Consider the following 25,481-nt stretch of genomic DNA (forward strand, 5'->3'; position numbering starts at 1 on the left):
GCTCCTTCCAGGCGGGGACTGGCGGGTTGCGCCGCATGATCGCATCGGTATGCAGAGGCGTCCAGTAAGTTCACGCTTAGTGCGAGTTGTCCGCAATTATGTGCGGGCTGGTCATGTGCACACTCCGAGGTCTGTCAGGATGGAGTCATGGGTCACCCGGTGGAGCGCGCATCTGGAGAAGCGGTACGGGACGAGCTTCCGCCGGGGCAGCGACTGCAGCGGGGCTGGCCGCTCACGCACTACGGGCCCGTGCCCAAGTTCCGCCCCGAACGCTGGGAGTTCAGGGTCTTCGGCGCCACCGCGGACGGCGAGAAGCACTGCTGGAACCACGAGGAGTTCACAGCCCTGCCCTATGCGACCGTCATGGCCGATCTGCACTGCGTCACGAAGTACAGCATGCTCGGGGCCGAATGGGGCGGCATCCCGGCCCGGATGATCCTGGAGCTGGCTCCGCCCGCGCCCGCCGTCACCCATGTCATGGTCTGGGCGGAGTACGGATACAGCTCGAACCTGCGCCTCGCCGACTTCGCCTCGGACCGCACGATCTTCGCCACCCACAAGGACGGCGAACTGCTCACCGCGGAACACGGCTTCCCGCTTCGCCTGATCGTTCCCCATCTGTACGCATGGAAGGGACCCAAGTGGGTCCGCGGCATCGAGTACATGACTGCCGACCGGCGCGGCTTCTGGGAGGAGCGCGGGTACCACAACATCGGCGACCCGTGGAAGGAGCAGCGCTACTCGTACCAGGAGGAGCCCGGGGACGGCCCCGAGCTCTGACTCCTGGTGGACGTGCCGGTCAGTGGTGGTACTCGTGCACCACCGCGTGGCCCTTGCCGCGGCCGATCATCCACTTGTTCACCGGTGTGGTGATCACGAACGCGAGCGCGAGTGAGACCGCGAGCGAGCCCCAGAACAGCAGGTCGTCGAGGTGCGCGTCCATGGCGGACGGCCATAGTGCGATCACGCCGTTGTCGATGACCTCCATCACGGCGATGGAGAGGGTGTCCGCGGCGAGGGCGACGCGGAAGGCGGTCTTGAAGTCGACGCCTGCCGCCAGGACGCCGCGCAGGGTGAGCGAGTAGCCGAAGAGGAAGGCGAGCGCGATCGCCAGGACCATGGTCGGCAGATTGCCCCACCCGAGCGCGGTGCCGATCGCCATGCCGAGCACCTCGCCGATGGCGCAACCGGTGAGGCAGTGGAGGGTGGCCTGAGCGGCGGTGGACCAGGTGACCCTGCCGATGCCGTGCCCGTGCCCATGGGTGTGCTCGTGCTCGTGGGAGTGCTCGGTGTGCGGCGTGTGCTCGGTGTGCTCCGCGTTGTGCGTGTGCGCCTCGTGCTGCATGGCCGTCCCCCAGTGTCGGGCGGTTCCTGTCTCCGGAAGGAACCATATACCCCCAGGGGGTATTCCGTCAGCCGTCGCGCAGCCCTTTCAGTCGCTCCACGTCCGCCGCGTGCCCCTCCTTGCCGCCGGGCGTCTCGATGATCAGGGGCACGCCCTCGGTGGCCGGGTGGGTCATCAGCGCGCGGAACGGGTCCTCGCCTATGTGGCCAGACCCGATGTTCGCGTGGCGGTCCTTGTGGGCGCCGACCACGTCCTTGGAGTCGTTGGCGTGGATCAGCCTGAGCCGGCCCTCTCCGACGGTGTTCACCAGCAGGTCCAGAGTCCGGTGCATCCCGTCCGGCCCGGTCAGGTCGTGCCCGGCGGCGAAGATGTGGCAGGTGTCCAGGCAGACGCCCAGCCTGGGGTGTGCGTCAAGGGCTTCGAAGTACGGTCCGAAGTCCCAGGTGCGGGAGCACAGTGAGGCACCCTGGCCGGCCGTCGACTCGAGCAGGAGGTAGGGGTCGTCGTCGTGCGTCAGTTCGTCCAGCAGGGGCAGCATGTGCTTGCGCACCTGCTTCAGCGCCACGGCCCGGTCCCGGCCGCCCGTGGCGCTCCCCGTGTGCACGACGACACCGAGCGCCCCGATCTCACGGCCCCGGCGCAGCGAGTGCCGCAAGGACTCCACGGACTTCTCGACGGTCGCCTCGGTGTGCGAGCCGAAGTTGATCAGATAGGGCGCGTGCACGTACGCCGGGATCGATCCGGCGGCACACGCGGCCCGGAACTCCTCGTCCTGCCGCGGATTGCCCGCGGGCGTCGCCCAGCCGCGCGGATTGGCGACGAAGACCTGCACGACCTCGGCCCCGAGGTCGCGGGCGTAGGACAGCCCGACGGAGTGCAGACCGCCGGCCACGGGGACGTGACCGCCGATGGGATTGCGAAGGGCGCGGGAGCCGGCGCGGGCGCCACGGGACTGCTGAGTACTCACCCTCCAAGGGTGTCACGCGGTCCCAGGGCGCCCCGTCGGCCGGTGCGCCGCCACGGGTGTGCCCGTCAGCGGATCCGGATCGTGATCGTCGACCCCTTCGGGGCCCTGTCGCCGCCCTTCACCGACTGGCCCTTCACCGTGTCGCCGAACAGGCCCAGCAGGCCGCGGTCCTCCTCGATCTTGAAGCCGGCGTTTTCCAGGGCCTGCTTCGCGTCGTCGACGCTGTCGCCGACCACGTCCGGGACCTCGACCATCTCGGGGCCCTTGGAGATCGTCAGCGTCACCGTGTCACCCACGCCGACCTGTGCGCCCGCGTTCGGCGACTGCCGGGCGACCTTCCCGGCATCGAACTCCGACGTGACCCGTGTATCGGCGACCTTCACCTTCAGGCCCGCGTCCTGCAGCGTTGCCGTGGCGTCGGCGACGGACGCGCCCGTCACATCGTCCAGCTCCACCGGGGCGCCCCGGCTGACGGTGAGCGCGATCGCCGAACCGCTGTGCCGCATGGTGCCCGCCCCGGGTTCAGTGGCGATCACCGAGCCCTTGGGCACATCCTCGCTGAACGCGTGCGTGACCATGCCTGCGACCAGGCCGCCCCGCTTGAGCCGGTCCCGCGCCTTGTCCAGCGTGTAGCCCTTCAGATCGGGCACCTTCACGGTCTCGGGGCCGTCCGAGATGGTCAGCGTCACCGAGTCGTTGGCGCGGATCCGCTCGCCCGTCGCCGGGTCGGTGCTGATCACCGTGCCGCGCGTGACCGTGTCGCTGTAGGCGTGCTTGACCTGCTTGACGTCGAGCCCGGCTTCCTTCAGTCGCTCCCGCGCCTGTGTCTCGGTCTTGGCGAGCAGCGGCGGGACCTTGGTGAACTGGCCGGAGTTGATGTACCAGACGCCCGCGCCCACGCCGAACACCATCAGCACGGCCAGGACGAGCGTGAGCAGACCCCGCCGGGGGCGCCCGGAGCGCAGCGGCGGCTCGGACGGCGGGGTCTCCAGCCGGCTCGTCCGGTTGAGTATGGACTCCTCGTCCTCGTCGGGGTTGGCGGGTGTGAACGGGCTGACGGGCAGCGGCCGTGGGATCACGCTCGTGCGGTCCTCGGCGTTGTCGTGCACCGAGGCGGTGGCCTGCGGCGGTACGGCATCCAGCTGCTCGTCGGTGAGCCGGCTGCGCGACTGGAGCACCCGGCCGAGCAGCGCGACCGCGTCGTCCGGCCGCAGCTCCGGCTTGCGCGCGGTCGCCGAGACGACCAGCTCGTCGAGTTCGGGGGCCAGCCCCGGCACGGTGGCCGACGGCCTCTGCACATCCTCGTGCAGGTGCCGGTAGAGCACCTGGGCGGGGGAGTCGCCGTGGTGCGGCTTGGCACCGGTGAGCATCTCGTAGAGGACGACCCCGCACGCGTACACGTCGACCCGGGGATCGGCCGTGCCGTGCTCGATCTGCTCCGGAGCGAGGTACGACACCGTGCCGAGAACGGCGCCCGTGGTGTCGGTGACGCTGTCCACGGCCCGGACCAGGCCGAAGTCCGCCACCTTGACCCGGCCGTCGTCCCCTATCAGGACGTTCTCCGGCTTCATGTCGCGGTGCACGAACCCGGCGCGGTGTGCGGCCCCCAGCGCGGCGAGCACCGGCTCCAGGATGTCCAGGGCCGCGCGCGGCTGCAGGGCCCTGCGCTCCCGCAGCACGTCACGCAGGGTGCACCCGGCGATGTACTCCATGGCGAGGTAGACGTACGACCCGTCGGTGCCCTGGTCGAAGACCTGCACCACGTTCGGGTGGGCGAGCCGTGCGACCGACTTGGCCTCGCGGATGAAGCGCTCGACGAACGAGCCGTCGGCGGCCAGCGTCGGGTGCATCACCTTGAGCGCCAGGACACGGTCGAGGCGGGTGTCCACGGCCCTGTAGACCGTGGCCATACCGCCGACCGCGATCCGCGCGTCGACGCGGTAGCGGCCGTCGAGCACCTGCCCGACGAGGGGGTCCTGAAGGGTCGTATCCACGCAAGTGAGTTTACGAGGGCGCACTGTCGGTTTCGTCCGTTCCGGCGGCAACGAGGCAGGTCTGCAGCCGTCCTGTGACGCACGCCGCACCCGCGCTCCCGTCGCCGGCGGCGCTCAGAACGCCGGCCGCTCCGGGTCCAGCCGCGCCATGCCCTCTGTCGGGGACGACGCCTCGGCGAAGTACCGGCGCGGAATGCGGCCCGCCCGTCGTGCCAGCCGGCCCGCCTCCACCGCGTGCCGCATGGCCTGTGCCATCAGCACCGGTTCCTGCGCCCGGGTCACCGCCGAGGCGAGCATCACACCCGCGCACCCCAGCTCCATGGCGAACGCCACGTCCGACGCCGTACCCGCGCCCGCGTCCAGAATGACCGGCACGCGCGCGTGCTCCATGATCAACTCGAAGTTGTGCGGATTGCGGATGCCGAGCCCGGAGCCGATCGGCGAGCCGAGCGGCATGATCGCGGCGCAGCCGACGTCCTCCAGCCTGCGGGCGAGGACGGGGTCGTCGTTTGTGTACGGCAGCACGGTGAACCCCTCGTCCACCAGCGTCTCGGCCGCGTCCAGCAGCTCGACCGGGTCGGGCAGCAGGGTCCGCTCGTCGGCGATGACCTCCAGCTTGACGAGATCCGTGCCGAGCGCCTCGCGCGCGAGGCGGGCGGTGAGCACCGCCTCTCCCGCGGTGAAGCAGCCCGCCGTGTTGGGCAGCACCCGGATGCCCAGCCTGGCGAGCACGGAGAGGACCGAGCCGTGTACCGAGGCGTCGACGCGCCGCATCGCGACCGTCGTCAGCTCCGTACCGGAGGCCGCCAGCGCCCGCTCCAGCACATCGAGGCTGGGCGCGCCGCCGGTCCCCATGATCAGCCGGGACGTGAAGGTGGTACCGGCGAGGACGAAGGGATCGTCGGTCATGGGTCAGCCTCCTTGCACGGCGGTGAGGACCTCGACGCGATCCCCTTCGGCCAGTGGCGTCGACGGCCATCGCGTGCGCGGGACGACCGTTTCGTTGACGGCGGCGGCCACACCCGAGGGGACCTCCGTGACGGTCCGCACGAGGGCGTCGAGCGCGGTGCCGGGAGCGACCTGCCGGGGCTCCCCGTTGACCGAGATGTTCATGCGGGCTGCTTCGTGAGGGCGGCGGTGGTGAAGCGCCTGGGGGAGAAGGGGCGGGCCTCGGCGGGGAGCTCGCCGGTGGTCAGGGTGTGCGCCAGGATGTCGCCGGTGACCGGGGTGAGCAGGACGCCGTTGCGGTGGTGCCCGGTGGCCAGCAGCAGGCCCTCCAGCTCCGTCGGGCCGAGCAGCGGCGCGTTGTCCGGGGAGCCGGGCCGCAGTCCCGCACGGGTCTCGGTGAGCGGCAGCTCGGTGATCCCGGGGACCAGCTCGTGCGCGTCCCGCAGCAACGCGTACACCCCGCCCGCGGTGACCGTCGTGTCCCAGCCCAGCTCCTCGCTGGTCGCGCCGACGACCAGCTCGCCGTTGTCCCGCGGCACCAGGTAGACCTGGCTGCCGCGGACCACGGCACGCACCGTGCGTGTCAGGAACGGCGCGTACCGCGTCGGCACGGTCAGCCGCAGGACCTGCCCCTTCACGGGGCGCACGGGCGGCAGGACGTCGTCCGGTACACCCGCGAGCCGTCCGCTGAGGCTGCCCGCGGCGAGGACGACCCGCCCTGCGGCAAGGTCGGTGCCGTCTGCGGTCCGCACCCCGGCGGCCCGCTCCCGCACCACCGACAGCCGTTTGGCCCACACCCGGTGGAAGACCACTCCGGCACGCTCGCAGGCCGTCACCAGGGCCCCGGCGAGGCGGCGCGGATCGATCTGGTGGTCGCCGTCGACCCTGAGCCCCCCGCGCACCCCCGGCGCGAGCATCGGCTCCAGACGGCGGCACTCGCGCCCGTTCAGCCACTGGGACTCCAGGCCCGACCGCTGCTGCAGGGTGTGCAGTTCGCGCAGCTGGGCGCGGTCGTCGGCGTCGAACGCGACGGCGAGCGTGCCGCACCTGCGGTAGCCGAGGGCCTGGCCGGTGGCCTCGGTCAGCTCGGCGGCGAAGTCCGGATAGCGGCGCGCGGACGCCAGATTGAGGCCGAGCAGGGTCTGCTCGCCGTAGTGCAGCTCGGTGACGGCGGCGAGCATCCCGGCGGCCACCTCGGCCGCCCCGCCGCCCGGCATGGGTTCCACGACAGCCGTGGCGAACCCGCGTTGCGCGGCACGCCAGGCCGTGACCAGGCCAATGATCCCGCCCCCCACGACGAGGACGTCTGATGTACGTGAAGACGACATGGGCGTCCAGCCCCTCCCTTCGCCGGCATGACCCGGATCAGGTTCGTACGGTCGGAGGCCGTCCCAGCCTCCCTCTCAGCCCGGTGCGTCCGGGCTCCCGCGAGTGCTTGTACCGTGGCCAACCCTAGCCCGCGCGGTCCGCCTGGGTAAGGGAGCCCTCGACGGTCCGGTCCTTGACCCCGTAGTGGACCCCCGGGCCAAGGTGGAACAGGTCACTCAGCACGCCCGCTGACTGACGGACTGTCAGTTGTCTAAGGTGATACAGGTGAGCGAGCAGACGCAGGCACAGGGCGGATCGGCACGGCGCGTCGTCGTCGTGGGCGCGGGCATGGCCGGGGTGCAGACCGCGGTCGCCCTGCGGGAACAGGGGTTCACCGGCAGCGTGACGCTGATCGGCGCGGAGCCCCACCAGCCGTACGACAGGCCTCCGCTGTCCAAGGCGGTGCTGCTCGGCAAGGCCGAGGGGTCCGCCTTCGACGTCGACTTCGAATCCCTGGACATCGAACTCCAGCTGGGCTGCGAGGCGCTCGGGGTGCGCCCCGGCGACCACGAGCTGGACACCGCCGAGGGCCCTGTCCCGTACGACGTCCTGGTCCTCGCGACGGGAGCGGAGCCGATCCGGCTGCCGGGCGCGGAAGGCGTCCCCGGTGTGCACCTGCTGCGCACGCTGGACGACGCGGAGCGGCTGCGGCCCGTCCTCGCCCAGCAGCACGACATCGTGGTGGTGGGCGCGGGCTGGATCGGTGCCGAGTTCGCCACCGCCGCGCGTGAGGCGGGCTGCGCGGTGACCGTGGTGGAGGCCGCGGACCGGCCGCTCGCGGGGGCGCTGCCCCCGGAGGTGGCCGCGCCGATGGTGGCCTGGTACGCGAACAGCGGGGCCGATCTGCGCACCCACGCGCGTGTGGAGCGTATCGAGGCGGGGGCCGTGGTGCTCGACGACGGCTCGCGGGTGCCCGCGGGCGCGGTGGTCGTGGGCATCGGAGCGCGTCCGGCCACGGAGTGGCTCGCCGGTTCGGGCATCGCGCTCGGCGTCCACGGCGAGGTGCTGGCGGACGAGCGTCTGCGCACGTCGGTGCCGGACGTGTACGCGGTCGGGGACTGCGCGTCCTTCCCCTCGGGGCGGTACGGGGAACGCCTGCTGGTCCATCACTGGGACAACGCCCTCCAGGGCCCGCGCACGGTGGCCGCGAACATCGTCGGGGAGACGGCGGCCGTGTACGACCCGGTGCCGTACTTCTGGTCGGAGCAGTTCGGCCGCTTCGTCCAGTACGTGGGTCACCACACCTCCGCGGACACCATGGTGTGGCGCGGTGATCCGGAGGGAGCGGCCTGGACGGTGTGCTGGCTGCGCTCCGGCCGTCTGACGGCCCTCCTGGCGGTGGGCCGCCCCAGGGACCTGGCCCAGGGCCGCCGCCTGATCGAAGCGGGTGCCATCATGGACCCGGAACTGCTGCCGGACCCCTCCCGGCCCCTGAAGGAGGCGACGGCGTAGCCGCCGCCCATCGCTGGCAGACTCTGCCGCGGGTGCGCGGTACCGCCGGAACACGCCCACGACCGGAGGCAACCGGCACTCCACCGGAGGCACTCGGCTTCCGACTGTCAGTCCGGGATGGCACCCTTGTCCCGTGACCGAGATTGACACAAAGATCGACGCTCTCGTCCCCGCCTGGCTCACGCTCCCCGACATCGCCGAAGCGCTCGATGTCGAGGTGACCCGCGTGCGGCAGCTGGTCAAGGAGGGTCAGCTCATCGCCGTACGCCGTGGTGAGAACCGCGCGCTGCACGTCCCCGCCGCCTTCATCGACGGGGACAAGGTCGTCAAGGGCCTGTCCGGCACCCTGACGCTCCTGAGGGACGACGGCTTCACGGTCGAAGAGATGCTGGAGTGGCTCTTCACCCCCGACCCGACCCTGCCCGGCACCCCCGCCCAGGCCCTCAGCGAGAATCGCGGTACGGAGGTCAAGCGCCGCGCGCAGGCGCTCGCTGTCTGATCCGATCCGAGAACGACCGTCCGGCGTGCGGGCCGTGGCCCATGGGCCACGGCCCCGGCCGACCGCGCCCGCCGCGGCCCGTACGCCACCGACAACGGGGGACCACAGTGCCCGACACCGCCCGTCTTGCCGACGCCCGCGTCTACCTGTGCACGGACGCTCGCAGGCGCCAGGGCGACCTCGCCGAGTTCCTCGACGCGGTCCTCGCCGACGGCGTCGACATCGTCCAGCTGCGCGACAAGGGCATGGAGGCCGCCGAGGAGCTGGAGCACCTCCAGGTCTTCGCCGACGCCTGTGCCCGCCACGGCAAGCTGCTGGCGGTGAACGACCGCGCGGACGTCGCCCACGCCGCCGCCTCCGATGTCCTGCATCTCGGCCAGGGCGACCTCCCGGTCCCCGCGGCCCGCACCATCCTCGGCGACGACGTCCTGATAGGCCGCTCCACGCACTCCGAGGCGGAGGCCGACGCCGCCGCCGTCCAGAAGGGCGTGGACTACTTCTGCACGGGCCCCTGCTGGCCCACTCCCACCAAGCCCGGCCGCCCGGCCCCGGGACTCGGCCTGGTCCGCCACACCGCCGCCCTCGGCACCGACCGCCCCTGGTTCGCCATCGGCGGTATCGACCTCGGCAACCTGGACGAGGTCCTGGAGGCCGGTGCCCGCCGTGTGGTCGTCGTACGCGCGATCACCGAGGCGGACGACCCGGGCGCGGCCGCGGCGGAGTTCGCCAAGCGACTGCGCGCGGTGTGACACGGCTCGCACGATGAGGCGTGTCCCTGACGCGCCCCGGCCGGACTCCGTCGGTGAGCCGGTGCTGCCGTGGTGTCCGATAGATGGACAACGAGGTGATAATTCGGACGAAATATCTTCGTCCGGTTGGGGGACCGCCTCCCCCTGGTTAACCTGCGACTATGGCCCTCGGAACCGCATCCACCAGGACTGATCGAGCGCGCACGGTGCGCGACATGCTCGCCTCGGGCAAGACGACGTACTCCTTCGAGTTCTCGGCGCCGAAGACCCCCAAGGGGGAGCGGAACCTGTGGAGCGCGCTCAGGAGGGTCGAGGCGGTCGCCCCCGACTTCGTCTCCGTGACGTACGGCGCGGGCGGCTCCACGCGTGCGGGCACGGTCAAGGAGACCGAGCAGATCGTCGCCGACACGACGCTCACGCCGGTCGCCCACCTCACCGCGGTCGACCACTCCCTCGCGGAGCTGCGCAACATCATCGGCCAGTACGCCGACGCCGGGATCCGCAACATGCTGGCCGTCCGCGGCGACCCGCCCGGCGACCCCATGGGTGAGTGGGTGCCGCATCCCAAGGGCCTGACCTACGCGGCCGAACTCGTCCGGCTCATCAAGGAGTCGGGCGACTTCTGCGTCGGCGTCGCCGCCTTCCCCGAGATGCACCCGCGCTCCGGTGACTGGGACACCGACGTCGCGCACTTCGTCGACAAGTGCCGGGCCGGCGCCGACTACGCGATCACGCAGATGTTCTTCGAGCCGGAGTCCTATCTGCGCCTGCGCGACCGGGTCGCCGCGGCGGGCTGTGTGACCCCGATCATCCCCGAGGTCATGCCCGTCACCAGCGTGCGGATGCTGGAGCGGCTGCCGCAGCTCAGCAACGCGGCCATCCCGGCCGCTCTGAAAGAACGGATCCTCGCAGCGAAGGACGACGCGGCGGCGGTACGCTCCATTGGCATCGAGTTCGCCACCGAGTTCTGCGCGAGGCTGCTGGCCGAGGGAGTCCCCGGACTGCACTTCATCACGCTCAACAACTCCACGGCGACGCTGGAAATCTACGACAGTCTGGGTCTGCATCACTCACAGCAGGCCTAGACGCCGCACCGGCGTACGACGCGCTGCGTGGCGGCCACCGGGAGAGGGGCGTACATGGGCTGGACGGCCCTCTACATTGCATTTGGCATCGTCGCGCTGTGGCTGCTCGGCGAGGTGCTGCTGCAGCACAAGGCACGCCTGCGCTGGCGGCTGCTCGCGTTCACCGGCTTCCTGGGCGTCGTGCTCGGCGTTCTGATCCCCTCCGTGGTGGTCATCGGGCTGGGCGCGGCCGCGTTCGCGGTCGGGCAGACCTATGTGACCCTGTCCTTCCGGCGCGGTTTCGCGTCCGGCTGGACGGTCAACCGACACCACGAGGGCGGTGGCGGCAGTAGGCGCCGCCGGGGCGAGGCGACACCGCAGGATCCCGCACCGGAGGCCTTCGCCGAGGAGTCGGCCGCTGCCGGAACGTACCGCGGGCAGGACGGCTACGACGACCACGACGACGTCTTCTCGGGCCCGCGTCCCACCAAGGCCTCGGCCGAGTCGACCGCCGTCTACGACCCGCAGCCTCTTCCCGAGGACACCGGTTCCTACGGCGTCTACACCAACGCGGCGAACCCCGAAGGGAACGACCCGTCCTACGCCGCCGCCGGCCAGGCGCGGGACCAGCAACAGGGCTACACGTACGACGGCTACTCCGGGCACGGGCAGCAGCAGTACGGCTACGACGGCTATTCCGACCCGTACGCCGGCACGCAGACCTACGGTGGCGGCTCCTACGACACCGCGCACGGCGGCGGGCAGCAGTACGGGCAACAGGCCTACGGCCAGGACCAGTACGCCGCCGGAGGCTACGCGGAGACCCCGCCCGGCGGCGTCTGGGTTCCCCAACAGCGCACCACCGACGGCGCGCTCGGCGGCGAACCCCCGGCGGAGCAGCCGTACCCGTACCAGGGCAACGGCACGGCGCACGGAAACGGCTACGACGAGCAGTACCGCTACTGAGCGGCCGGGTCCCTCACTGCGAGCCCCGGAAGTCCGGCCCCTCCACGATGAGTCCGGCCACCAGCGCGCCGGACATGCCGGCGTGAGGGAGGCCGCCACCGGGGTGGGACCAGCCGCCGACCAGATACAGGCCGGGCAGACGGCTGGAGTTGGCCGGAAGCAGACCGCGGCCGCCACCGCCGGCGAGTGCGGGATGCGGCACCGCTCCGCCGTCGGCGCCCGTTTCCTCCGCGGTGTGGTGCGGGGTGCGCACCTGACGCCATATGAGCCGGTCCGGCAGTCCGGGGACCGCGCTTTCGGCAGCGCTGACCATGAGGTCGGCGAAGCGCTCGGCCGTGTCGGCAAGGGTCCAGTCGACGCCCGTCGGTGCCGCGGCGGACAGGACCACAGCCTCGTGCTCGTCGTCCGGACGCAGGTCGGGGTCGTCCGGCCGCAGCACGGTCACCGTGGGCTTCGCCGGTTCCTTCGCGAGGAAGGCCACGAAATCCAGTTCCGCCGTGCGGTCGGGAGCGTGCACGACCGTGCGATGCGCGGCACCCGCCTCACGCCGGCCGCGCAGCGCCAGCAGCACGGTGAAGCGCCCCGGCCGCGGCGACAGCAGATCCGGCCGTAGGTCGCCGGCGTCCTGGAGCAGATGCTTCGTCAGGCGGTTCAGCCGTACGGGATCCACGCCCGCCAGCACATGGTCCGCCTCCACCACCGGGCTTCCCCCGGAGCAGGAAGCCCGGGCGGTGCCGCCGGCCAGCTCCACTCCCGCCGCCCGGCCGTCCTTCTCGACGATCCCGGTGACCTCCGCGCCGAACACGAACTCCACCTTGCGGGCCAGGCACCGCTCGTACACGACGCGCGCCAGTTCCCGCATCCCGCCGCGCACGTACCAGGTACCGAAGGCGTGCTCCATGTACGGAAGGACGGCCGCGCTCGCCGGAGTGGAGCGGGGATCCAGGCCATACGCCAGGGCGTGGCTCTCCAGGAGGGCCACGAGCCGGGGGTCGCGCAGCTCCCAGGCGCCGACCTCGGCGAGCGTGCCGGCCCGCCGGGTGCGCAGCAGCGTGCGGTGCGGCACCGCCGGGTACGGCTCACGCTCGGCCAGCACCTGCCAGTTGGGCCACAGCGGCTCCTCCAGGAGCGGCCGGCGTGTGCGGTCCCAGGCCTCGCGCGCCCGCACCAGGAAGTCGCCCCAGCGCTTGCCCGAGCCGCCGCCGAGCGCCGCGTCCAGCGCCGCCACGACGCCCCCGCGCGACGCGTTCGGCAGCGAGACCTCCGTGCCGTCCGCGAAGACATGCCGCGCGGAGGGGTCCGTCTGGACCAGCTCGACGCAGTCCTCCAGCGGTTCCCGGCCCGTCTTGACGAACAGATCGCGGTAGACCGCGGGCAGCGGCAGCAGACCCGGCCCCGTGTCGAAGGAGAAGCCATCGCGCGTAAAGCGGCGCAGCGCACCGCCGTACGTCTGCGTACGCTCGTACACCACCACCCGGTGGCCCGCGACGGCCAGCCGGGCGGCAGCCGCCATCGCGCCCATCCCGGCGCCGATCACCGCAATCCGTGCCATGCCAGGGACTTTATCGGCCACCGCTGACAAACCGGCCGCAGGCCTGTGACCGAGGCCTTCCCGCAGTCGCCGGACCCTCCCCGCCGCGCGAGCGGTGGAGTGCCGGAACGATCATGGTCGTGACCCGTCGGCACCCGGATGTTCTGGTGGCGAGTGCGCAGGACTGAGTATCCGTACCTAGTCGGTGAGATGAGTACCTGTGCGGATGGGACCCGACCTGCGCGAACGAGAGAGTGGAGCCACGGAAGAGGGGCGCGGCTCCGGCACCGCCGACACGGGGCGGCGGAACGGTGCCCGCCCCTGGCCGCACCTCCCCCCGGTCCGCGCTCGGGGAAGCGCGGGGACGGACCCGGGGAACGACCCAACAGGGGTCCGGCGGGGGGCACGACGGAGCGCCGGTTCGAGGCGGCCCGCACAGTCGCGGAGCCCCGGACCGGCGCTTTGTACGCCGAATCGCTACCGGCTGCCGCTCACGCGCCCCTGGAGCAGCCGTGACAGTGACGCGTGGACGTCGTCCAGGGAGCGCTCCGGCTGGAACGACTGCCAGTCCAGGGCCGCCACCAGGACCATGCCGACCAATGCGGCCGCCGTCAGTGGGACGTCGATCTCGTCACTGAGTTCGCCGTTCGCCACGCCCTCGCGCAGCACGCCCTCGATGACCGCGACGACCTGCTGCCGGACCACCATGAGTGTGGACTGCCAGGCCCGGTTGGTGCGCCACAGCTCGGCCACATACAGCTGGGTGAAGGCCGGGTAGCGGGCGATGAAGCCGAGCCCCGCACGGATCATCGCGTCCAAGGCGTCCACCTTGGTGCCGCCGGCCAGGTCGGTGTTCTCGGCCGCCTCCCGGAGCGAGGCGGTGAGAAGTCCCACGCCGTGCCGCAGGAGCTCCTCGAAGAGGACGGACTTGCTCGCGAAGTTGTAGTAGACGGTGCCCTTCGCGACGCCGGCCCGCTCGGCGATCTCGTCGACGGTGGTCGCGGAGAACCCCTGCTCCGCGATGAGGGTGACGGCCGCTTCGTAGAGCTTCTGCCGGGTCGCCTCGCGACGGTTCGTCGAGCCGCCTGACGCGGCGGCGCTGCTGCGTTCCATCAGTCTCCTAGCGAGGGGACCACCGGCTGCAGCCGGTGGAGCGGAGTCGCGGCCTTGATTGTCACAGGAAAGGCCGCATCGGAGGGCATGGGTCCGGTACCGGTCGTCACAGGCTCAGCTCCGGGTGCAGCCGGTCGAGGGTCCACACCTGCTTGCGGCGGGCCGGGAAGGCGGTGAGCGCGAGGGCGCCCACGGTGAACGCCGCCAGCACGGCGCACGCCTGCCACACCGGTCCCAGACCGCCGCCGGTGATCAGCCTCCTGAGGGCCTCGACGACGTAACTCATCGGCAGGTAGGGGTGGATCGCGTTGAAGAAGCCCGGACTGGTCTGCACGGGGTACGTGCCGCCCGCGGACGTCAGCTGGAGCATCAGCAGGGCGAGCACCAGAATCCGGCCCGCTGCTCCGAAGCGCGCGTTCAGCCACTGGACCAGCGCCGCGAAGCACGCCGTCACCAGTACGTGCCGTCCTCGACGCCCTTCCCGGCCTCTGCGGCGCTCACCTCGTGCCACTCGAAGGTGTCGCTGTCGCGCAGCCCCTTGACGATGTCGTCTCCCACGGCGATCCGCCGGTCGCCGACCGCCGCTCCCTTGTCGTCGTTGACGAGCGCCACGGGGATGCGGTCGAGCCGGCTGTAGGGGTCCCAGAACGACCACAGGTACAGGGCGCCGTACAGCAACGGCAGCAGCAGGAGCGCGACCAGCGCCGCACGTGGCAGCCTCCCCCTGCTGAACCGCCTGAATTCAAGCGCGGCCAGCCTCGGCGTGCGCATCCGCCGTCTCCTTGTCCTCGTCCGTGCCGTTGTCGTCCGCGCCGTCCTCGGACGGCTTGCCGGGGGTGGGCTCCTCGCGCGTGTCCCGCTTGTCGCGCCGGGCGTCCGGCGGGCTCCCGCTCCCGCCCTCGGTGCCGCTGCCCGGCGTCGTGGACACCACGACCGCGCCCTCGGGGGCCTCGCCGCACACCGCGAGAACCGTGGTCCCGGCCTCGGTGAGCGACCTCAACAGAGCCCAGGCCTGCGTCCGTTCGGCGGCGGAGAGCTTGAGATCGGTGTCGTCGACGGCCAGCAGGCGCGGACGGCCGATCAGGGCCAGGGCCACGGACAGCCGTAGCGCCTCCAGGCGCTCCAGGTCCCGTACGGCGGTGCGGGGCCCCTTGGGCAGCGCGTCCAGGTCGAGTCCCGCGGCCGTCAGGGCGGCGTCGATCCGCAGCCGCGCCGCGGCCGCCCGCTGCACCCGAATCCTTGAGCGAAGCAAAAGCCCAGGTCGGAACGGATTGTCAGTGCCATACCCCACGATGGGCGCATACGGCCACAGCGCCGTCACACAGACGACAGGAGGTTCGTCATGGCCAGCCACCACGCAGCCGCCGCAAGCCGGCGCCGCGGCCCCGGCCCTGCCCCCTCACTGACCGGCTCCGCGAGCGATCTGCACCCCGTGCTGCGCCGGGCCACGGCCCCGCCCGCCGCGCTCGACCTGCTCGCCCAGGCCCGCGCCGGGCTCGATGAGGCCGCCGTCCTCGAAACGCCCAACGAGCGGTATGCGACGGCCCATCTGGCGGCCCTGCGCACGGCAGCCGCTGTGCTCGCCGCGCGTGGGCGCCCGGAGCCCACAGCGCGGCGCCGCGCCAGGATCAGGAGCGCCTGGGAGGTGCTCCCCGAGATCGCACCCGAGCTCACCGAGTGGAGCGCGCTGTTCGCCTCCGGCGCCCCTCGCCGCGCCCGCGCCGAGGCCGGCATCCAGGGTGCGGCGAGCACCCGCGACGCGGACGACCTGATCCGGGACGTGGCGATGTTCCTGCGCCTGGTCGAGCGGATGCTGGTACTCCAGCCGGTCCTGCCGCAGTCGAGGCGGGAAGGGGGGAGGGAGATGCCGGACGCGGGGTGAGCGGGGGCCTGCCGGACGCCGTCCGAGGCGGGGTGGGGCCGGGCCGCCAAGTGGTGAGGGTCGGGGCTCTGAGCAGGGCACCGGAGGCAATAGGGTGGAGTCGCCTGAAGCCTTTCGCCCTGGTACCGGGGATCGGAAGGCCGTCCGATCGCTCCGCCGTACACCAGGCGGTGCCGCGCCGAGGAGTCAACTGCCGTGTCGGACCCGATGCGCCCCCGCGCCTCTCTCCGTACCGCCGTGGTCTGGGAGGTCCTCAAGGACGCCCTCGACCGCCGCGTCAAGGCCACGGGGCGGGCCGCGCTGGACGTCCTCGACACCGGTGGCGGAAGCGGCAACTTCGCGGTACCGGCCGCTCGCCTCGGTCACCAGGTCACCGTCGTCGACCCCAGCCCGAACGCACTGTTCGCACTGGAGCGCCGGGCCGCCGAGGCCGGCGTCGCCGACCGGGTGCGGGGCGTCCAGGGCGACGCCCACGGCCTCTTCGACGTGGTCGAGCGCGGCAGCTACGACGTGGTGCTGTGCCATGGCGTCCTGGAGTACGTGGACGATCCGGCCGAGGGCGTCCGCAACGTGGTGGCCGCGCTGCGCCCCGGCGGCGTCCTCAGCCTGCTCGCCGCCGGTCTCGGCGGCGCCGTGCTCGCGCGGGCCCTGGCCGGGCACTTCAAGGAGGCCAAGCAGGCGCTGGAGGACCCGGACGGCCGCTGGGGCGAGGGCGACCCCGTGCCGCACCGCTTCACCGCCGAGCAGCTCACCGCGCTCGTCGAGGACGCCGGTCTGGGTGTCGGCGCGGTACACGGGGTCCGGGTCTTCGCCGACCTCGTGCCCGGCGTACTGGTGGACACCGAGCCCGGTGCCCTGGAGGCGCTGCTCAAGTTGGAGGCCGCGGCGGCCGAGAACCCCGCGTTCCATTCCGTGGCCACGCAGCTCCATGTCCTCGGTGAGACGCAGGGGACGGCCGGGGCTTGAGCCGTCGCCCGAGACGCGCCGCTGATCAGCGGCTTGACGGCAGATGGTGTACACCACAGGCCCCCCGATCGGGCGCTGTGGGCCGTATGATCGAGAGACACCGCCCGGCATGACGGGCCGGACGCCGGGGAATGGAAGCCTCAGCGAGCCGGGACGTGCATGGCGGGTTCGGGTTGGCCAATTGGCGTAGAGGGGCGGGTTTCAAGGGGGCGAATCCCTGCCTATCCTGAAGGGGACCCCCCGGTCGCCCCGGCGACTGCACGATGAGGAGGACTCCGTGCCGCTCTCGGAGCACGAGCAGCGAATGCTCGAGCAGATGGAGCGAGCGCTGTACGCCGAAGATCCCAAGTTCGCGACAGCGCTTGAGGGAAGCGGGCTGCGCACGTACACCCGGCGACGGGTCTACCAGGCGGTCGTGGGCTTCCTGGTGGGTATCGCGCTCCTCATGGCCGGAATGGTCGCGCAGCAGATCTGGATCAGCGTGGTCGGGTTCCTGGTCATGCTGGGCTGTGCCGTACTCGCCGTGACCGGTTGGCGCAAGGCGCCCAAGCCAGGTGAGCAGGGGGCGCCAGGCGCCCGCAGGCAGGTCCGGCAGCGACGCTCCATGATGGACCGCATCGAACAGCGCTGGCAGCGACGCCGGGACGAACAGGGCCACTAGCCCCGGGCACAAGCCGAAGACCCTCAGGGGGCGACCACCAGTGAGGCGGTCGCTCCCTGACGTCGTTCATGTCTGGGCGGGCCGGCGCCCGCGGCCATCCGTCCGCAGAGCCCCGCAGCGGCCGTCGGTGGCGAGCCGGCGCCGCACTCCCCGTCGGCCGGAAGCGCACCGCCCGCCCTGGACGACCAGGGCGGGCGATGCCGTGCTCAGCCGCTCTGCTGTCCGGAGGGACGCCGTACCAGGGCCGCCCAGCGCACCGCCCAACGGGCCCTGCGATCCGCCCAGCGGTCGGCGACGGCCCACAGGGCCCGCACGGCCGAGCGCGGCGCCAGGACCGCCCGCACCCGGGTCCGCCGGTCACCCACGGCCCGCAGCCCGGCCCGCACCCTGCGTACGTCCTCGGCCAGTCCGGGCCGGACGCGCGGCTGCGGGGCGAAGAGCACCTGCTCGACGGCGCCGGCCACCCGGTGCACGGCCTCGGCCGCCGACGCGTCCAGCCGTCCGAGCCGCACGATCCGCTCGGCGGCCTTCCGAGGGGTCAGCGCGTCGTCCGGCACGATGCCGTAATCCCATGCTGTGTCCGTCAGCTCGCGCCACACCGCGAGGGTGTGCCCGACGGCCGCCTCTCCCAGCTGGGCGGACGACGTCCCGGTGGCACCCGGGTCCGGCCCGCCGACGGCGCCATCGGCGCGGCGGGCGCGGCCCGGCGGAAGGACGGACGGTGCGTGCCGGGCGGAGGCCAGCCGCACCGACCGGCGCCTGAGCCGCCACAGCATGGGCGTCAGCGGCATCGCCAGCAGGACCAGCCCCAGCAGGGTCCACGCCAGGACCTCGTACCAGCGCAGACCGCTGCCGGACGAGCCGTTCGAGGCCGACGGCACGGCGGGACCGCACGCCTGCTCCCGCTTCATCTGGACCGAGCAGCTCTCGCTCGCCGACGGAGCGGCGGAGGGCACCGCGGACGACGACCCTGTCGGCCTCGGCACGTCCGGCTCCCGCCCCCCCGGCGTGTACGACTGCGTGTAGTCCGGCCTCGAGCCCCGGTTCGGGGTCGGCTCGAAGCGGGTCCAGCCCACGCCCTCGAAGTACAGCTCCGGCCAAGCGTGCGCGTCTCGCAGCCCCACCGACATGGAACCGTCCGCCTGTGGAGAACCCGGGGTGAAGCCCACCGCCACCCGTGCCGGAATCCCCAGCGTCCGTGCCATCGCGGCCATCGCGAAGGAGAAGTGCTCGCAGAATCCCTGCTTGTCCTTCAGGAACTGCGCGATCGCCCTGCGCCCGGTGCCGACCTTCACCTGGGTGCTGTAGGTGAACCCGCCGTCCATGGCGAAGTAGTCCTGGAGCTTGACCGCCGCCTCGTAGTGGTTCGACGCCCCCGCGGTGATCTTGCGGGCCGTCTCGGCGACCACCGCCGGCAGGGATGCCGGCACCGTCGTGAACTCGCGCTTCAGCGAGGCCGGCGGCTCCGGTGCCGTGGCCAGCTGCTCCGCGGTGGGCTGCACGACCAGGCTCTTGACCTCGTACTGCGCGCCTCGCGTGTTCTGCCCGTGGTCACCCACCAGCGTGCGGCCCACCGGCTCGTACCGCCAGCGGCCCTCGACCTTCACCTGCGTCGCGGGGTACGGCATCGGCAGCCAGTCCTGCGCAAACCAGTCCGCCGCGGAGATCCTCGTCGCGATCTCGGTCCGCCGTACGCTGCTCGCGAGGCCGCTGGGGGCGGGGAGTGTGTCCGGCACGCCGGTGATATGCCGCTGGGCAGGCTTCCAGGTAATGCCGTCGAAGTCGTCCAGGGCGACGATCCGCAGGTACATGCCCTGGGTGTTGTCGGTGGTGGTGCGGTAGGCCATGACCTGGCGGTCCTCGTCCACATTGAGGCTGTCGCGCAGGGACACCAGGGGATTGACCGCGGAGATCGTGCCGCCGTCGCCCGGGCCCGAGCCGACGCCGGTCCCGGAGCCCTTCAGCAGGCCACCCTGGAGTGAGGGCAGGGCGAGCGGCACCATCAGGGCGATGCCCAGTGCGACCGCGCTGATGCGCCGACCGGTGCGGACGGGGGCGACGGCGCCGTCGGAGGCGGCGCTCTGGGCGCGGGGAGCACCGCTGAAGACGCGCCCCCATTGGGAGAGCCGATCGCGTCCCTCGGCCAGGAGCAGCAGCAGATAGCCACCCGCGGCGACGAGGAACCACAGCCAGCCGGCGCCGCCGCCGGAGAGGCCCGCGGCCACCGAGTACAGTGCCAGCAGCGGGAGTCCGGCCGGGGCCGCCGCGCGGAACGTCACCGCCAGCGCGTCCACCACGAGGCCGATCACCACGACCCCGCCGACCATCATCAGCCGGATCCCCGGGGACAGCGGTGCCGGGGTCGCATACCGTCCGACGTCGTCCGTGCCCGACTGCAGCAGCAGCCCCAAGTGCTTGACGGCGTCGGGTCCGGGGATGAACCCGGCGAATGCCTGCTCACGGGCGAAGATCAGCGTGAGCAGCAGCAGGCTGACCACCGCCTGGCAGGCGATCGTCAGGGAACGGGCCAGCGGGACCCGCCGGGTCAGCGCGCCCACACCGGTCTGCACCGCCACCAGGAAGGCCGCCTGGAAGATCCAGGTCGCCGGGGACACCAGCGGCAGCAGGGCGCACGACGTCATCAGTGTCGCCGCCGCGGCACGCAGCGACAGCCGGGCCCGCCCGCTCATGACGGTCCCTCCGCACCGCTCACGGCGCCCACACCCGTGCGCTGTCGGTCCGCCTCGCGCCACAGCTCCGTCAGCGAGACCCCCCGGGGCACCAGGAGTGCGGTCCAGCCCGCCTCGCGCAGCGTCCGCAGCCGCTCCTCGCTCTGATCGGGAGAGCCCGGGACATCAGCAGGTTCACGTCCCCAGGTGTCGCTGTCCAGCAGGAAGGCGAGCGCACCGCCGCTGCGTCTGCTCATCTTCGCGGCCAGCGCGGCCTGCTCCTCGTCGAGATCGCCGAAGAAGGCCACCAGCAGTCCCTCGTTGCCGCCGCGCAGCACCTCGTACGCCCGTGACAGGCCCATACCCTCCGAGTGGTCGATCACGGCGAGCGTGTCCATCATCAGCCCGGCTGCGTCCGCGGACTCCTGGCTTGCGCCCGCGAACCCCTCCGCGCCCTCGCCGGGCACCGAGCTGCCCGTGTCGGTCAGCAGCCTTACGGAGAAGCCCCGTTCGAGCATGTGCACCAGCGTGGATGCCACGCCCGCCACCGCCCACTCGAAGGCGGAGTCCGGGCCCGCGCCCTGGAAGGCGATGCCCCGGGTGTCGAGCAGCACCGTGCACCGGGCGCGCTGCGGCTGCTCCTCGCGGCGCACCATCAGCTCGCCATAGCGCGCGGTGGAGCGCCAGTGCACCCGGCGCAGGTCGTCGCCATGGCGGTACCCGCGCGGGATGACGTCGTCCTCGCCCGCCAGCGCCAGCGAACGCTGCCGCCCGTCGCCGTATCCCTTCGCCTCACCCGTGAGCCGCACCGGCGGAAGCGGCTCCACACGGGGGATGACCGTCAGGGTGTCGTACGCGGAGAAGGAGCGGGTCAGCTCGCACATCCCGAAGGGGTCGGTCAGACGCAGCTGCAGCGGGCCCAGCGGATAGCGGCCGCGCAGGTCCGAGCGCACGCGGTACGACACCTCGCGCCGGCCGCCTGCCTCCACCCGGTCCAGGACGAACCGGGGGCGCGGCCCGAGGACGTAGGGCACCCGGTCCTGGAGCATCAGCAGCCCGGTGGACAGCCGCGAGACGTTCTCCATCCGCAGATGGACGCGGGCCTCGGAGCCGGCGGGCACACGGGAGGGGGACAGCCGGCGGCTGCCCGCGACCCGGTAGCGCGTGCGGTGCAGCACGGCGGCGCAGACCAGGGGCAGCGCCGCCAGCAGGAGCCCGACCCGGAGCAGATCGCCCTGGCCGAGGACGTAGGCGCAGATCGCGGCCGCGATACCGGCGGCCAGGAAGGAACGCCCACGCGTGGTCAGCCCGGCGAGCGTGGTCCGCAGACCGCCCCGGTCCTCCCGGCCGGTGTGGGCCGTGCCCCCGTGCGTCATCACAGCCTCCGGGGAGGCTGCTGGCCGTAGCCCCGGCCCGTTGTGAGGCCGGCCTGCTGCTGGGGCACCGGGGTCTGCTGGAGGATCTCCTGGACGACCTGCTCCGCCGTACGACGGTTGAGCTGGGCCTGCGCGGTGGGCAGCAGGCGGTGGGCCAGGACCGCCACGGCGAGGGCCTGCACATCGTCCGGTAGCGCGTATTCGCGGCCGCTGAGGGCGGCGGAGGCCTTCGCCGCGCGCAACAGGTGCAGGGTGGCGCGCGGCGAGGCGCCGAGTCTGAGGTCGGGGTGCGTGCGCGTGGCGGCGACCAGGTCCACCGCGTAGCGCCGGACCGTCTCCGCGACATGGACGCCCCGAACGGCCTCGACCAGCTTCACGATCTCGTGCGCGTGTGCCACCGGCTGGAGGTCGTCCAGGGGATTGACCCCGCCGTGGACGTCGAGCATCTGCAGCTCCGCGTCCGGGCTGGGGTAGCCGATGGAGACGCGGGCCATGAAGCGGTCGCGCTGAGCCTCGGGCAGCGGGTAGGTGCCCTCCATCTCCACGGGATTCTGGGTGGCCACCACCATGAAGGGGCTGGGCAGTTCGTACGCATGGCCGTCGATGGTCACCTGCCGCTCCTCCATCGACTCCAGGAGCGCGGACTGAGTCTTGGGGGAGGCGCGGTTGATCTCGTCGCCGATCACGATCTGGGCGAAGATCGCGCCCGGCTTGAACTCGAAGTCCCGGCGCTGCTGGTCCCAGATGGAGACGCCCGTGATGTCCGAGGGCAGCAGGTCGGGCGTGAACTGGATGCGCCGCACCGAGCAGTCGATGGAGCGTGCCAGCGCCTTGGCGAGCATGGTCTTGCCGACGCCGGGTACATCCTCGATCAGAAGATGGCCCTCGGCGAGCAGCACGGTCAGCGAAAGCCGTACGACCTCGGGCTTGCCCTCGATCACTCCTTCCACGGAGCTGCGGACGCGCTCCACAGTGGCGGTCAGATCAGTAAGGCTCGCACGATCGTCATAGGTCGTCACCCGGCCCTCCTCGGCCCGTTCTTTCTCCGGGCCGACGCTCTGCGATGCGGACCGGCCCACCCCGAAACGCGGACACCACGCGGAGAGAGTTCCGCGTGACGCTACACCCGCATTCTTGTTGCGTTACTGGTTCGTGTCACTCGCCTGTGGACAACTGGCCGCGATATGTCGGCCTTACGATCTTTTCAGCATGCCGGTGTCAGGGGGTTCGCCCGAAGGAGCGTTCGGCGTCCGATGGGGCGAGGCGACGGGGTGCGATGCCGGAACGCGTCGTTACGCGGGATCGATCTCCCGCAGCAGGCCCGTCTTCACATCGAAGACGAAGCCGCGTACGTCGTCGGTGTGCAGCAGGAACGGGGAGGTGCGTACGCGCTGCATCGACTGCCGCACGTCCTGGTCCACGTCGCGGAACGCCTCGACCGCCCACGGGGGCCGCTGGCCGACCTCCATCTCCAGTTCGTGCCGGAATTCCTCGGTCAGGGACTCCAGGCCGCATCCGGTGTGATGGATGAGGACGACGCTGCGGGTGCCGAGCGCCCGCTGGCTGACGGTCAGGGAGCGGATCACGTCGTCGGTGACGACTCCGCCCGCGTTGCGGATGGTGTGGCAGTCGCCCAGCTCCAGGCCGAGTGCGGCGTGCAGGTCCAGCCGGGCATCCATACAGGCCACGACGGCGACGCGGAGGACGGGGCGGGCGTCCATCCCCGGGTCGGTGAACGCGGCGGCGTAGTGCTGGTTGGCCTCCACAAGGCGGTCGGTGACGGTGCCGACTATGGCGCCCTCATGGCCGGCGGGGACGGATGCGGAAGTCGTCATACCCATGACGGTAGTGGTCGCGGGCGATTCGGGCCTGCTGTGACATCGGACAAAGAACACCACCTCGGCTTGTTGTGACGTAGCCCACACGGACGGTGAAGTCCCGCCAGGTGGGTGAATCCTTCCGGATCACGCTGCCGCTGCGGGCGGGGTGCGCGACGCGCAGGCCGGTTGATTGACCGGAAGACAGGGTGGACTAAAGTGACGCGAAGCGGGAGGCGAGACGCTCTCCCTGCGGACAGTTCACCCCGAAGATCCCGGCAGTGTGCCGGTTTCTCCCCGCGTGCGCGGCGCGTACGTACGGCTCGGCCTCCTCCCGCTCCTGGTCGGCTGACGCTTCCGGCGCCGGCAGGCCTCCCCTTCACGAGCGGGTGGGGACCCGGCAGTGCGTGCCGTCGCGCAGGATCTGAGAGGCCCCCTTGAGTCAGAGTCGACACGTGCCGGTCATGCTCCAGCAGTGCCTGGACATGCTGGCCCCGGCCCTCGCCGGGCCGGAGGCTGTCGTGGTCGACTGCACCCTGGGGCTCGGCGGCCACAGCGAGGCCCTGCTGACGCGGTTCCCCGAGGTCCGCCTCGTGGGGCTCGACCGCGACAAGGAGGCGCTGCGCCTGTCCGGGGAGCGGCTCGCCCCGTTCGGCGAGCGTGCCACTCTGGTGCACGCCGTCTACGACGAACTCCCCGACGTGCTCGACCGGCTGGGTCTTCCGCACGTCCAGGGTGTGCTGTTCGACCTCGGTGTCTCCTCGATGCAACTCGACGAGGCGGGGCGTGGTTTCGCCTACGCGCAGGACGCCCCGCTCGACATGCGCATGGACCAGACGGCCGGCGTCAGCGCCGCCGAGGTCCTCAACACCTACCCGGCGGGCGAACTCGTGCGGATCCTGCGGGCGTACGGCGAGGAGAAGCAGGCCAAGCGGATCGTGTCCGCGATCGTGCGCGAGCGCGAGAAGGAGCCGTTCACGAACAGTGCGCGGCTCGTGGAGCTGATCCGGAACGCGCTGCCGCAGGCGGCCAAGCGGACCGGCGGCAACCCGGCCAAGCGTACGTTCCAGGCGCTGCGGATCGAGGTCAACGGCGAACTCGCCGTCCTGGAGAGGGCGATCCCCGCGGCCGTGAAGGCGCTCGCGGTCGGCGGCCGGATCGCCGTCCTGTCCTATCACTCGCTCGAAGATCGTCTGGTCAAGCACGTGTTCGCGGCCGGCGCCGCCTCCACCGCGCCGCCCGAACTGCCCGTCGTACCCGAGCGCTACCAGCCCCGGCTCAAGCTCCTCACCCGCGGTGCCGAACTTCCCACCGAGGAGGAGGTCGCCGAGAACCGCCGAGCGGCTCCGGCCCGCTTGCGGGGCGCCGAGCGCATCCGCGAGGACGTCGAGTGAGCCGGGCGAAAGGGGTGGGAGAGTGAGCAGCGGACTGCAGGCGCACGGGGGCGCACCGGCCGTCGAGGGGTGTCCGCCCCGGCCCGGGACACCCACCCCGACCCGCCCGAAGCAGCTGTCCGCCCTCGCCGGCCCGGCTTCCGTGTCCCGTTACCGGAACAGGCAGCCTGAGGGGGAGGGTGTGTGAGTAGGAAACCCGAACTCAGGGGGCGTGCCGCCCGGCTTGCGCAGCTCATTCCGGCGGGAGGCGGCGGCGCCGCCCGCACCCCCTTCGTCCTGCTGGTCGTCCTCCTGCTCGGTGGCGGCCTCATCGGGCTCCTGATGCTGAACTCCGCGCTCAGTGAAGGGGCGTTCAGGCTCGCTGATCTGCAGAAGGGGACCAAGGGCCTCACCGACGAGGAGCAGGCCCTCCAGCGGGACGTCGACGCCTACTCGGCCCCGGACGCCCTCCAGCGCCGCGCCCGCGAACTGGGCATGGTCCCCGGCGGTGACCCGGCCTTCCTCGACTCCGACGGCACCGTCAAGGGCGTCCCCGGGGCCGCCACGCAGCCCCCGGCGAGCCCCGCGGCGCTACGTCCGCCCGAGATGCCCAGCCCGTACCCGAGCCCGACGGCGTCACCGTCACCGACGCACACGCCGGGTACGCCCTCGGCGACCGGCTCCACGGCCCCGCCGTCCACTCCGCCCGCATCCCCCACCCCGAGTCCCGGCAGGTGACGG

The 25,481-nt window shown here is 72.0% G+C and carries 24 protein-coding genes, 2 pseudogenes and 1 riboswitch; of the genes and pseudogenes, 11 read left to right on the forward strand and 15 right to left on the reverse strand.

All coding sequences use genetic code 11. The annotated features are described in order from the left end of the window. The first annotated feature begins 147 nt into the window (after positions 1-147). The gene (locus BIV24_RS07345) at positions 148-780 is read left to right on the forward strand and encodes a sulfite oxidase-like oxidoreductase (protein WP_071365351.1); all 633 of its coding nucleotides are present in this window, start codon (positions 148-150) and stop codon (positions 778-780) included. A 19-nt stretch (positions 781-799) separates the two neighbouring features. Here BIV24_RS07345 and BIV24_RS07350 read toward each other — a convergent pair whose 3' ends face one another. The 6 genes from BIV24_RS07350 to thiO form a co-directional block, all read right to left on the reverse strand. After that, entirely contained in the window at positions 800-1,345 is a 546-nt protein-coding gene (locus BIV24_RS07350) for a DUF4396 domain-containing protein (RefSeq protein WP_071365352.1), read from the reverse strand. 67 nt (positions 1,346-1,412) lie between these two features. Then, complete coding sequence (locus BIV24_RS07355) at positions 1,413-2,312, reverse strand: deoxyribonuclease IV (RefSeq protein WP_071365353.1); 900 nt, start codon at positions 2,310-2,312, stop codon at positions 1,413-1,415. A gap of 65 nt (positions 2,313-2,377) precedes the next feature. Next, complete coding sequence (gene pknB / locus BIV24_RS07360; protein WP_071365354.1) at positions 2,378-4,306, reverse strand: Stk1 family PASTA domain-containing Ser/Thr kinase; 1,929 nt, start codon at positions 4,304-4,306, stop codon at positions 2,378-2,380. Between the two features lie 114 nt (positions 4,307-4,420). Then, positions 4,421-5,215: a thiazole synthase gene (locus BIV24_RS07365; RefSeq protein WP_071365355.1), complete on the reverse strand. Its 795-nt coding sequence runs from the start codon at positions 5,213-5,215 to the stop codon at positions 4,421-4,423. 3 nt (positions 5,216-5,218) lie between these two features. Beyond that, a complete protein-coding gene (gene thiS / locus BIV24_RS07370) occupies positions 5,219-5,419 on the reverse strand; it encodes a sulfur carrier protein ThiS (RefSeq protein ID WP_071365356.1) in 201 nt (66 codons plus the stop codon). Beyond that, a complete protein-coding gene (thiO, locus tag BIV24_RS07375; RefSeq protein WP_071365357.1) occupies positions 5,416-6,582 on the reverse strand; it encodes a glycine oxidase ThiO in 1,167 nt (388 codons plus the stop codon). The genes thiS and thiO overlap by 4 nt, the downstream gene beginning before the upstream one ends. Next, positions 6,580-6,693: riboswitch (TPP riboswitch) on the reverse strand. It overlaps the preceding gene by 3 nt. 154 nt (positions 6,694-6,847) lie before the next feature. On the opposite strand from thiO, the gene BIV24_RS07380 reads away from it, so the two are divergent. The 5 genes from BIV24_RS07380 (at position 6,848) to BIV24_RS07400 (ending at position 11,352) form a co-directional block, all read left to right on the forward strand. Further along, positions 6,848-8,074 (forward strand): NAD(P)/FAD-dependent oxidoreductase, encoded by a 1,227-nt coding sequence (locus BIV24_RS07380; protein WP_071365358.1) that lies wholly within the window; start codon positions 6,848-6,850, stop codon positions 8,072-8,074. Between the two features lie 133 nt (positions 8,075-8,207). Next, a complete protein-coding gene (locus BIV24_RS07385; RefSeq protein WP_071365359.1) occupies positions 8,208-8,573 on the forward strand; it encodes an Rv2175c family DNA-binding protein in 366 nt (121 codons plus the stop codon). A gap of 107 nt (positions 8,574-8,680) precedes the next feature. Beyond that, a complete protein-coding gene (gene thiE / locus BIV24_RS07390) occupies positions 8,681-9,322 on the forward strand; it encodes a thiamine phosphate synthase (RefSeq protein WP_071365360.1) in 642 nt (213 codons plus the stop codon). A 161-nt stretch (positions 9,323-9,483) separates the two neighbouring features. Beyond that, complete coding sequence (gene metF / locus BIV24_RS07395; protein WP_071365361.1) at positions 9,484-10,407, forward strand: methylenetetrahydrofolate reductase [NAD(P)H]; 924 nt, start codon at positions 9,484-9,486, stop codon at positions 10,405-10,407. Positions 10,408-10,461: 54 nt separating this feature from the next. After that, entirely contained in the window at positions 10,462-11,352 is an 891-nt protein-coding gene (locus BIV24_RS07400) for an SCO2102 family sporulation regulator (protein ID WP_071365362.1), read from the forward strand. Positions 11,353-11,365: 13 nt separating this feature from the next. Here BIV24_RS07400 and BIV24_RS07405 read toward each other — a convergent pair whose 3' ends face one another. From BIV24_RS07405 to BIV24_RS33035, 5 genes and pseudogenes are all read right to left on the reverse strand, one after another. Then, positions 11,366-12,904 (reverse strand): phytoene desaturase family protein, encoded by a 1,539-nt coding sequence (locus BIV24_RS07405; RefSeq protein WP_177198636.1) that lies wholly within the window; start codon positions 12,902-12,904, stop codon positions 11,366-11,368. A gap of 456 nt (positions 12,905-13,360) precedes the next feature. After that, complete coding sequence (locus tag BIV24_RS07410; protein ID WP_071365364.1) at positions 13,361-13,996, reverse strand: TetR/AcrR family transcriptional regulator; 636 nt, start codon at positions 13,994-13,996, stop codon at positions 13,361-13,363. A 106-nt stretch (positions 13,997-14,102) separates the two neighbouring features. After that, positions 14,103-14,459, reverse strand: a pseudogene (locus tag BIV24_RS07415) (YhgE/Pip family protein); the annotation flags it as partial. Further along, on the reverse strand, positions 14,447-14,767 hold the full coding sequence (locus tag BIV24_RS07420) for a YhgE/Pip family protein (protein ID WP_071365366.1): 321 nt from the start codon (positions 14,765-14,767) through the stop codon (positions 14,447-14,449). The pseudogene BIV24_RS07415 and the gene BIV24_RS07420, both read right to left, overlap by 13 nt. Beyond that, positions 14,739-15,236, reverse strand: a pseudogene (locus tag BIV24_RS33035) (P-loop NTPase family protein); the annotation flags it as partial. The gene BIV24_RS07420 and the pseudogene BIV24_RS33035, both read right to left, overlap by 29 nt. A 102-nt stretch (positions 15,237-15,338) precedes the next feature. On the opposite strand from BIV24_RS33035, the gene BIV24_RS07430 reads away from it, so the two are divergent. The 3 genes from BIV24_RS07430 to BIV24_RS07440 all read left to right on the forward strand — a co-directional run bounded on the left by BIV24_RS07430 (position 15,339) and on the right by BIV24_RS07440 (position 17,505). Continuing rightward, positions 15,339-15,878, forward strand: a complete 540-nt coding sequence (locus BIV24_RS07430; protein WP_071365367.1) for an SAV_6107 family HEPN domain-containing protein — start codon at positions 15,339-15,341, stop codon at positions 15,876-15,878. A 195-nt stretch (positions 15,879-16,073) separates the two neighbouring features. After that, the gene (locus tag BIV24_RS07435) at positions 16,074-16,844 is read left to right on the forward strand and encodes a methyltransferase (RefSeq protein WP_071365368.1); all 771 of its coding nucleotides are present in this window, start codon (positions 16,074-16,076) and stop codon (positions 16,842-16,844) included. 277 nt (positions 16,845-17,121) lie between these two features. Beyond that, positions 17,122-17,505, forward strand: a complete 384-nt coding sequence (locus BIV24_RS07440; protein ID WP_071365369.1) for a DUF3040 domain-containing protein — start codon at positions 17,122-17,124, stop codon at positions 17,503-17,505. A gap of 206 nt (positions 17,506-17,711) precedes the next feature. Here BIV24_RS07440 and BIV24_RS07445 read toward each other — a convergent pair whose 3' ends face one another. The 4 genes from BIV24_RS07445 to BIV24_RS07460 form a co-directional block, all read right to left on the reverse strand. After that, positions 17,712-20,195 carry a transglutaminase TgpA family protein gene (locus BIV24_RS07445; RefSeq protein WP_071365370.1) on the reverse strand — a complete coding sequence of 828 codons (2,484 nt, stop codon included), beginning with the start codon at positions 20,193-20,195 and terminating at the stop codon, positions 17,712-17,714. Beyond that, the gene (locus BIV24_RS07450) at positions 20,192-21,550 is read right to left on the reverse strand and encodes a DUF58 domain-containing protein (RefSeq protein ID WP_107459260.1); all 1,359 of its coding nucleotides are present in this window, start codon (positions 21,548-21,550) and stop codon (positions 20,192-20,194) included. Before BIV24_RS07450 ends, BIV24_RS07445 begins: the two co-directional genes overlap by 4 nt. Further along, the gene (locus tag BIV24_RS07455; RefSeq protein ID WP_071365372.1) at positions 21,550-22,569 is read right to left on the reverse strand and encodes an AAA family ATPase; all 1,020 of its coding nucleotides are present in this window, start codon (positions 22,567-22,569) and stop codon (positions 21,550-21,552) included. The genes BIV24_RS07450 and BIV24_RS07455 overlap by 1 nt, the downstream gene beginning before the upstream one ends. A 273-nt stretch (positions 22,570-22,842) precedes the next feature. Further along, the gene (locus BIV24_RS07460; RefSeq protein WP_071365373.1) at positions 22,843-23,385 is read right to left on the reverse strand and encodes a beta-class carbonic anhydrase; all 543 of its coding nucleotides are present in this window, start codon (positions 23,383-23,385) and stop codon (positions 22,843-22,845) included. 419 nt (positions 23,386-23,804) lie between these two features. Between BIV24_RS07460 and rsmH the strand changes: the two genes are divergently transcribed. Continuing rightward, a complete protein-coding gene (rsmH, locus tag BIV24_RS07465) occupies positions 23,805-24,761 on the forward strand; it encodes a 16S rRNA (cytosine(1402)-N(4))-methyltransferase RsmH (protein ID WP_071365374.1) in 957 nt (318 codons plus the stop codon). A 183-nt stretch (positions 24,762-24,944) separates the two neighbouring features. Next, complete coding sequence (gene ftsL, locus BIV24_RS07470) at positions 24,945-25,478, forward strand: cell division protein FtsL (RefSeq protein WP_071365375.1); 534 nt, start codon at positions 24,945-24,947, stop codon at positions 25,476-25,478. Positions 25,479-25,481: the final 3 nt, after the last annotated feature.

Source organism: Streptomyces colonosanans, from assembly GCF_001866645.1.
In the GTDB taxonomy this organism is placed as follows: Bacteria; Actinomycetota; Actinomycetes; order Streptomycetales; family Streptomycetaceae; genus Streptomyces; species Streptomyces colonosanans.

Excerpts from the sequence above, each read along its gene's own strand:
- BIV24_RS07345 (WP_071365351.1), top strand. The coding sequence starts at position 148 with ATGGGTCACCCGGTGGAGCGCGCATCTGGAGAAGCGGTACGGGACGAG.
- BIV24_RS07350 (WP_071365352.1), bottom strand. The coding sequence starts at position 1,345 with ATGCAGCACGAGGCGCACACGCACAACGCGGAGCACACCGAGCACACG.
- BIV24_RS07365 (WP_071365355.1), bottom strand. The coding sequence starts at position 5,215 with ATGACCGACGATCCCTTCGTCCTCGCCGGTACCACCTTCACGTCCCGG.
- thiS (WP_071365356.1), bottom strand. The coding sequence starts at position 5,419 with ATGAACATCTCGGTCAACGGGGAGCCCCGGCAGGTCGCTCCCGGCACC.
- thiO (WP_071365357.1), bottom strand. The coding sequence starts at position 6,582 with ATGTCGTCTTCACGTACATCAGACGTCCTCGTCGTGGGGGGCGGGATC.
- metF (WP_071365361.1), top strand. The coding sequence starts at position 9,484 with ATGGCCCTCGGAACCGCATCCACCAGGACTGATCGAGCGCGCACGGTG.
- BIV24_RS07400 (WP_071365362.1), top strand. The coding sequence starts at position 10,462 with ATGGGCTGGACGGCCCTCTACATTGCATTTGGCATCGTCGCGCTGTGG.
- BIV24_RS07405 (WP_177198636.1), bottom strand. The coding sequence starts at position 12,904 with ATGGCACGGATTGCGGTGATCGGCGCCGGGATGGGCGCGATGGCGGCT.
- BIV24_RS07410 (WP_071365364.1), bottom strand. The coding sequence starts at position 13,996 with ATGGAACGCAGCAGCGCCGCCGCGTCAGGCGGCTCGACGAACCGTCGC.
- BIV24_RS07420 (WP_071365366.1), bottom strand. The coding sequence starts at position 14,767 with ATGCGCACGCCGAGGCTGGCCGCGCTTGAATTCAGGCGGTTCAGCAGG.
- BIV24_RS07430 (WP_071365367.1), top strand. The coding sequence starts at position 15,339 with ATGGCCAGCCACCACGCAGCCGCCGCAAGCCGGCGCCGCGGCCCCGGC.
- BIV24_RS07445 (WP_071365370.1), bottom strand. The coding sequence starts at position 20,195 with ATGAGCGGGCGGGCCCGGCTGTCGCTGCGTGCCGCGGCGGCGACACTG.
- BIV24_RS07450 (WP_107459260.1), bottom strand. The coding sequence starts at position 21,550 with ATGACGCACGGGGGCACGGCCCACACCGGCCGGGAGGACCGGGGCGGT.
- BIV24_RS07460 (WP_071365373.1), bottom strand. The coding sequence starts at position 23,385 with ATGACGACTTCCGCATCCGTCCCCGCCGGCCATGAGGGCGCCATAGTC.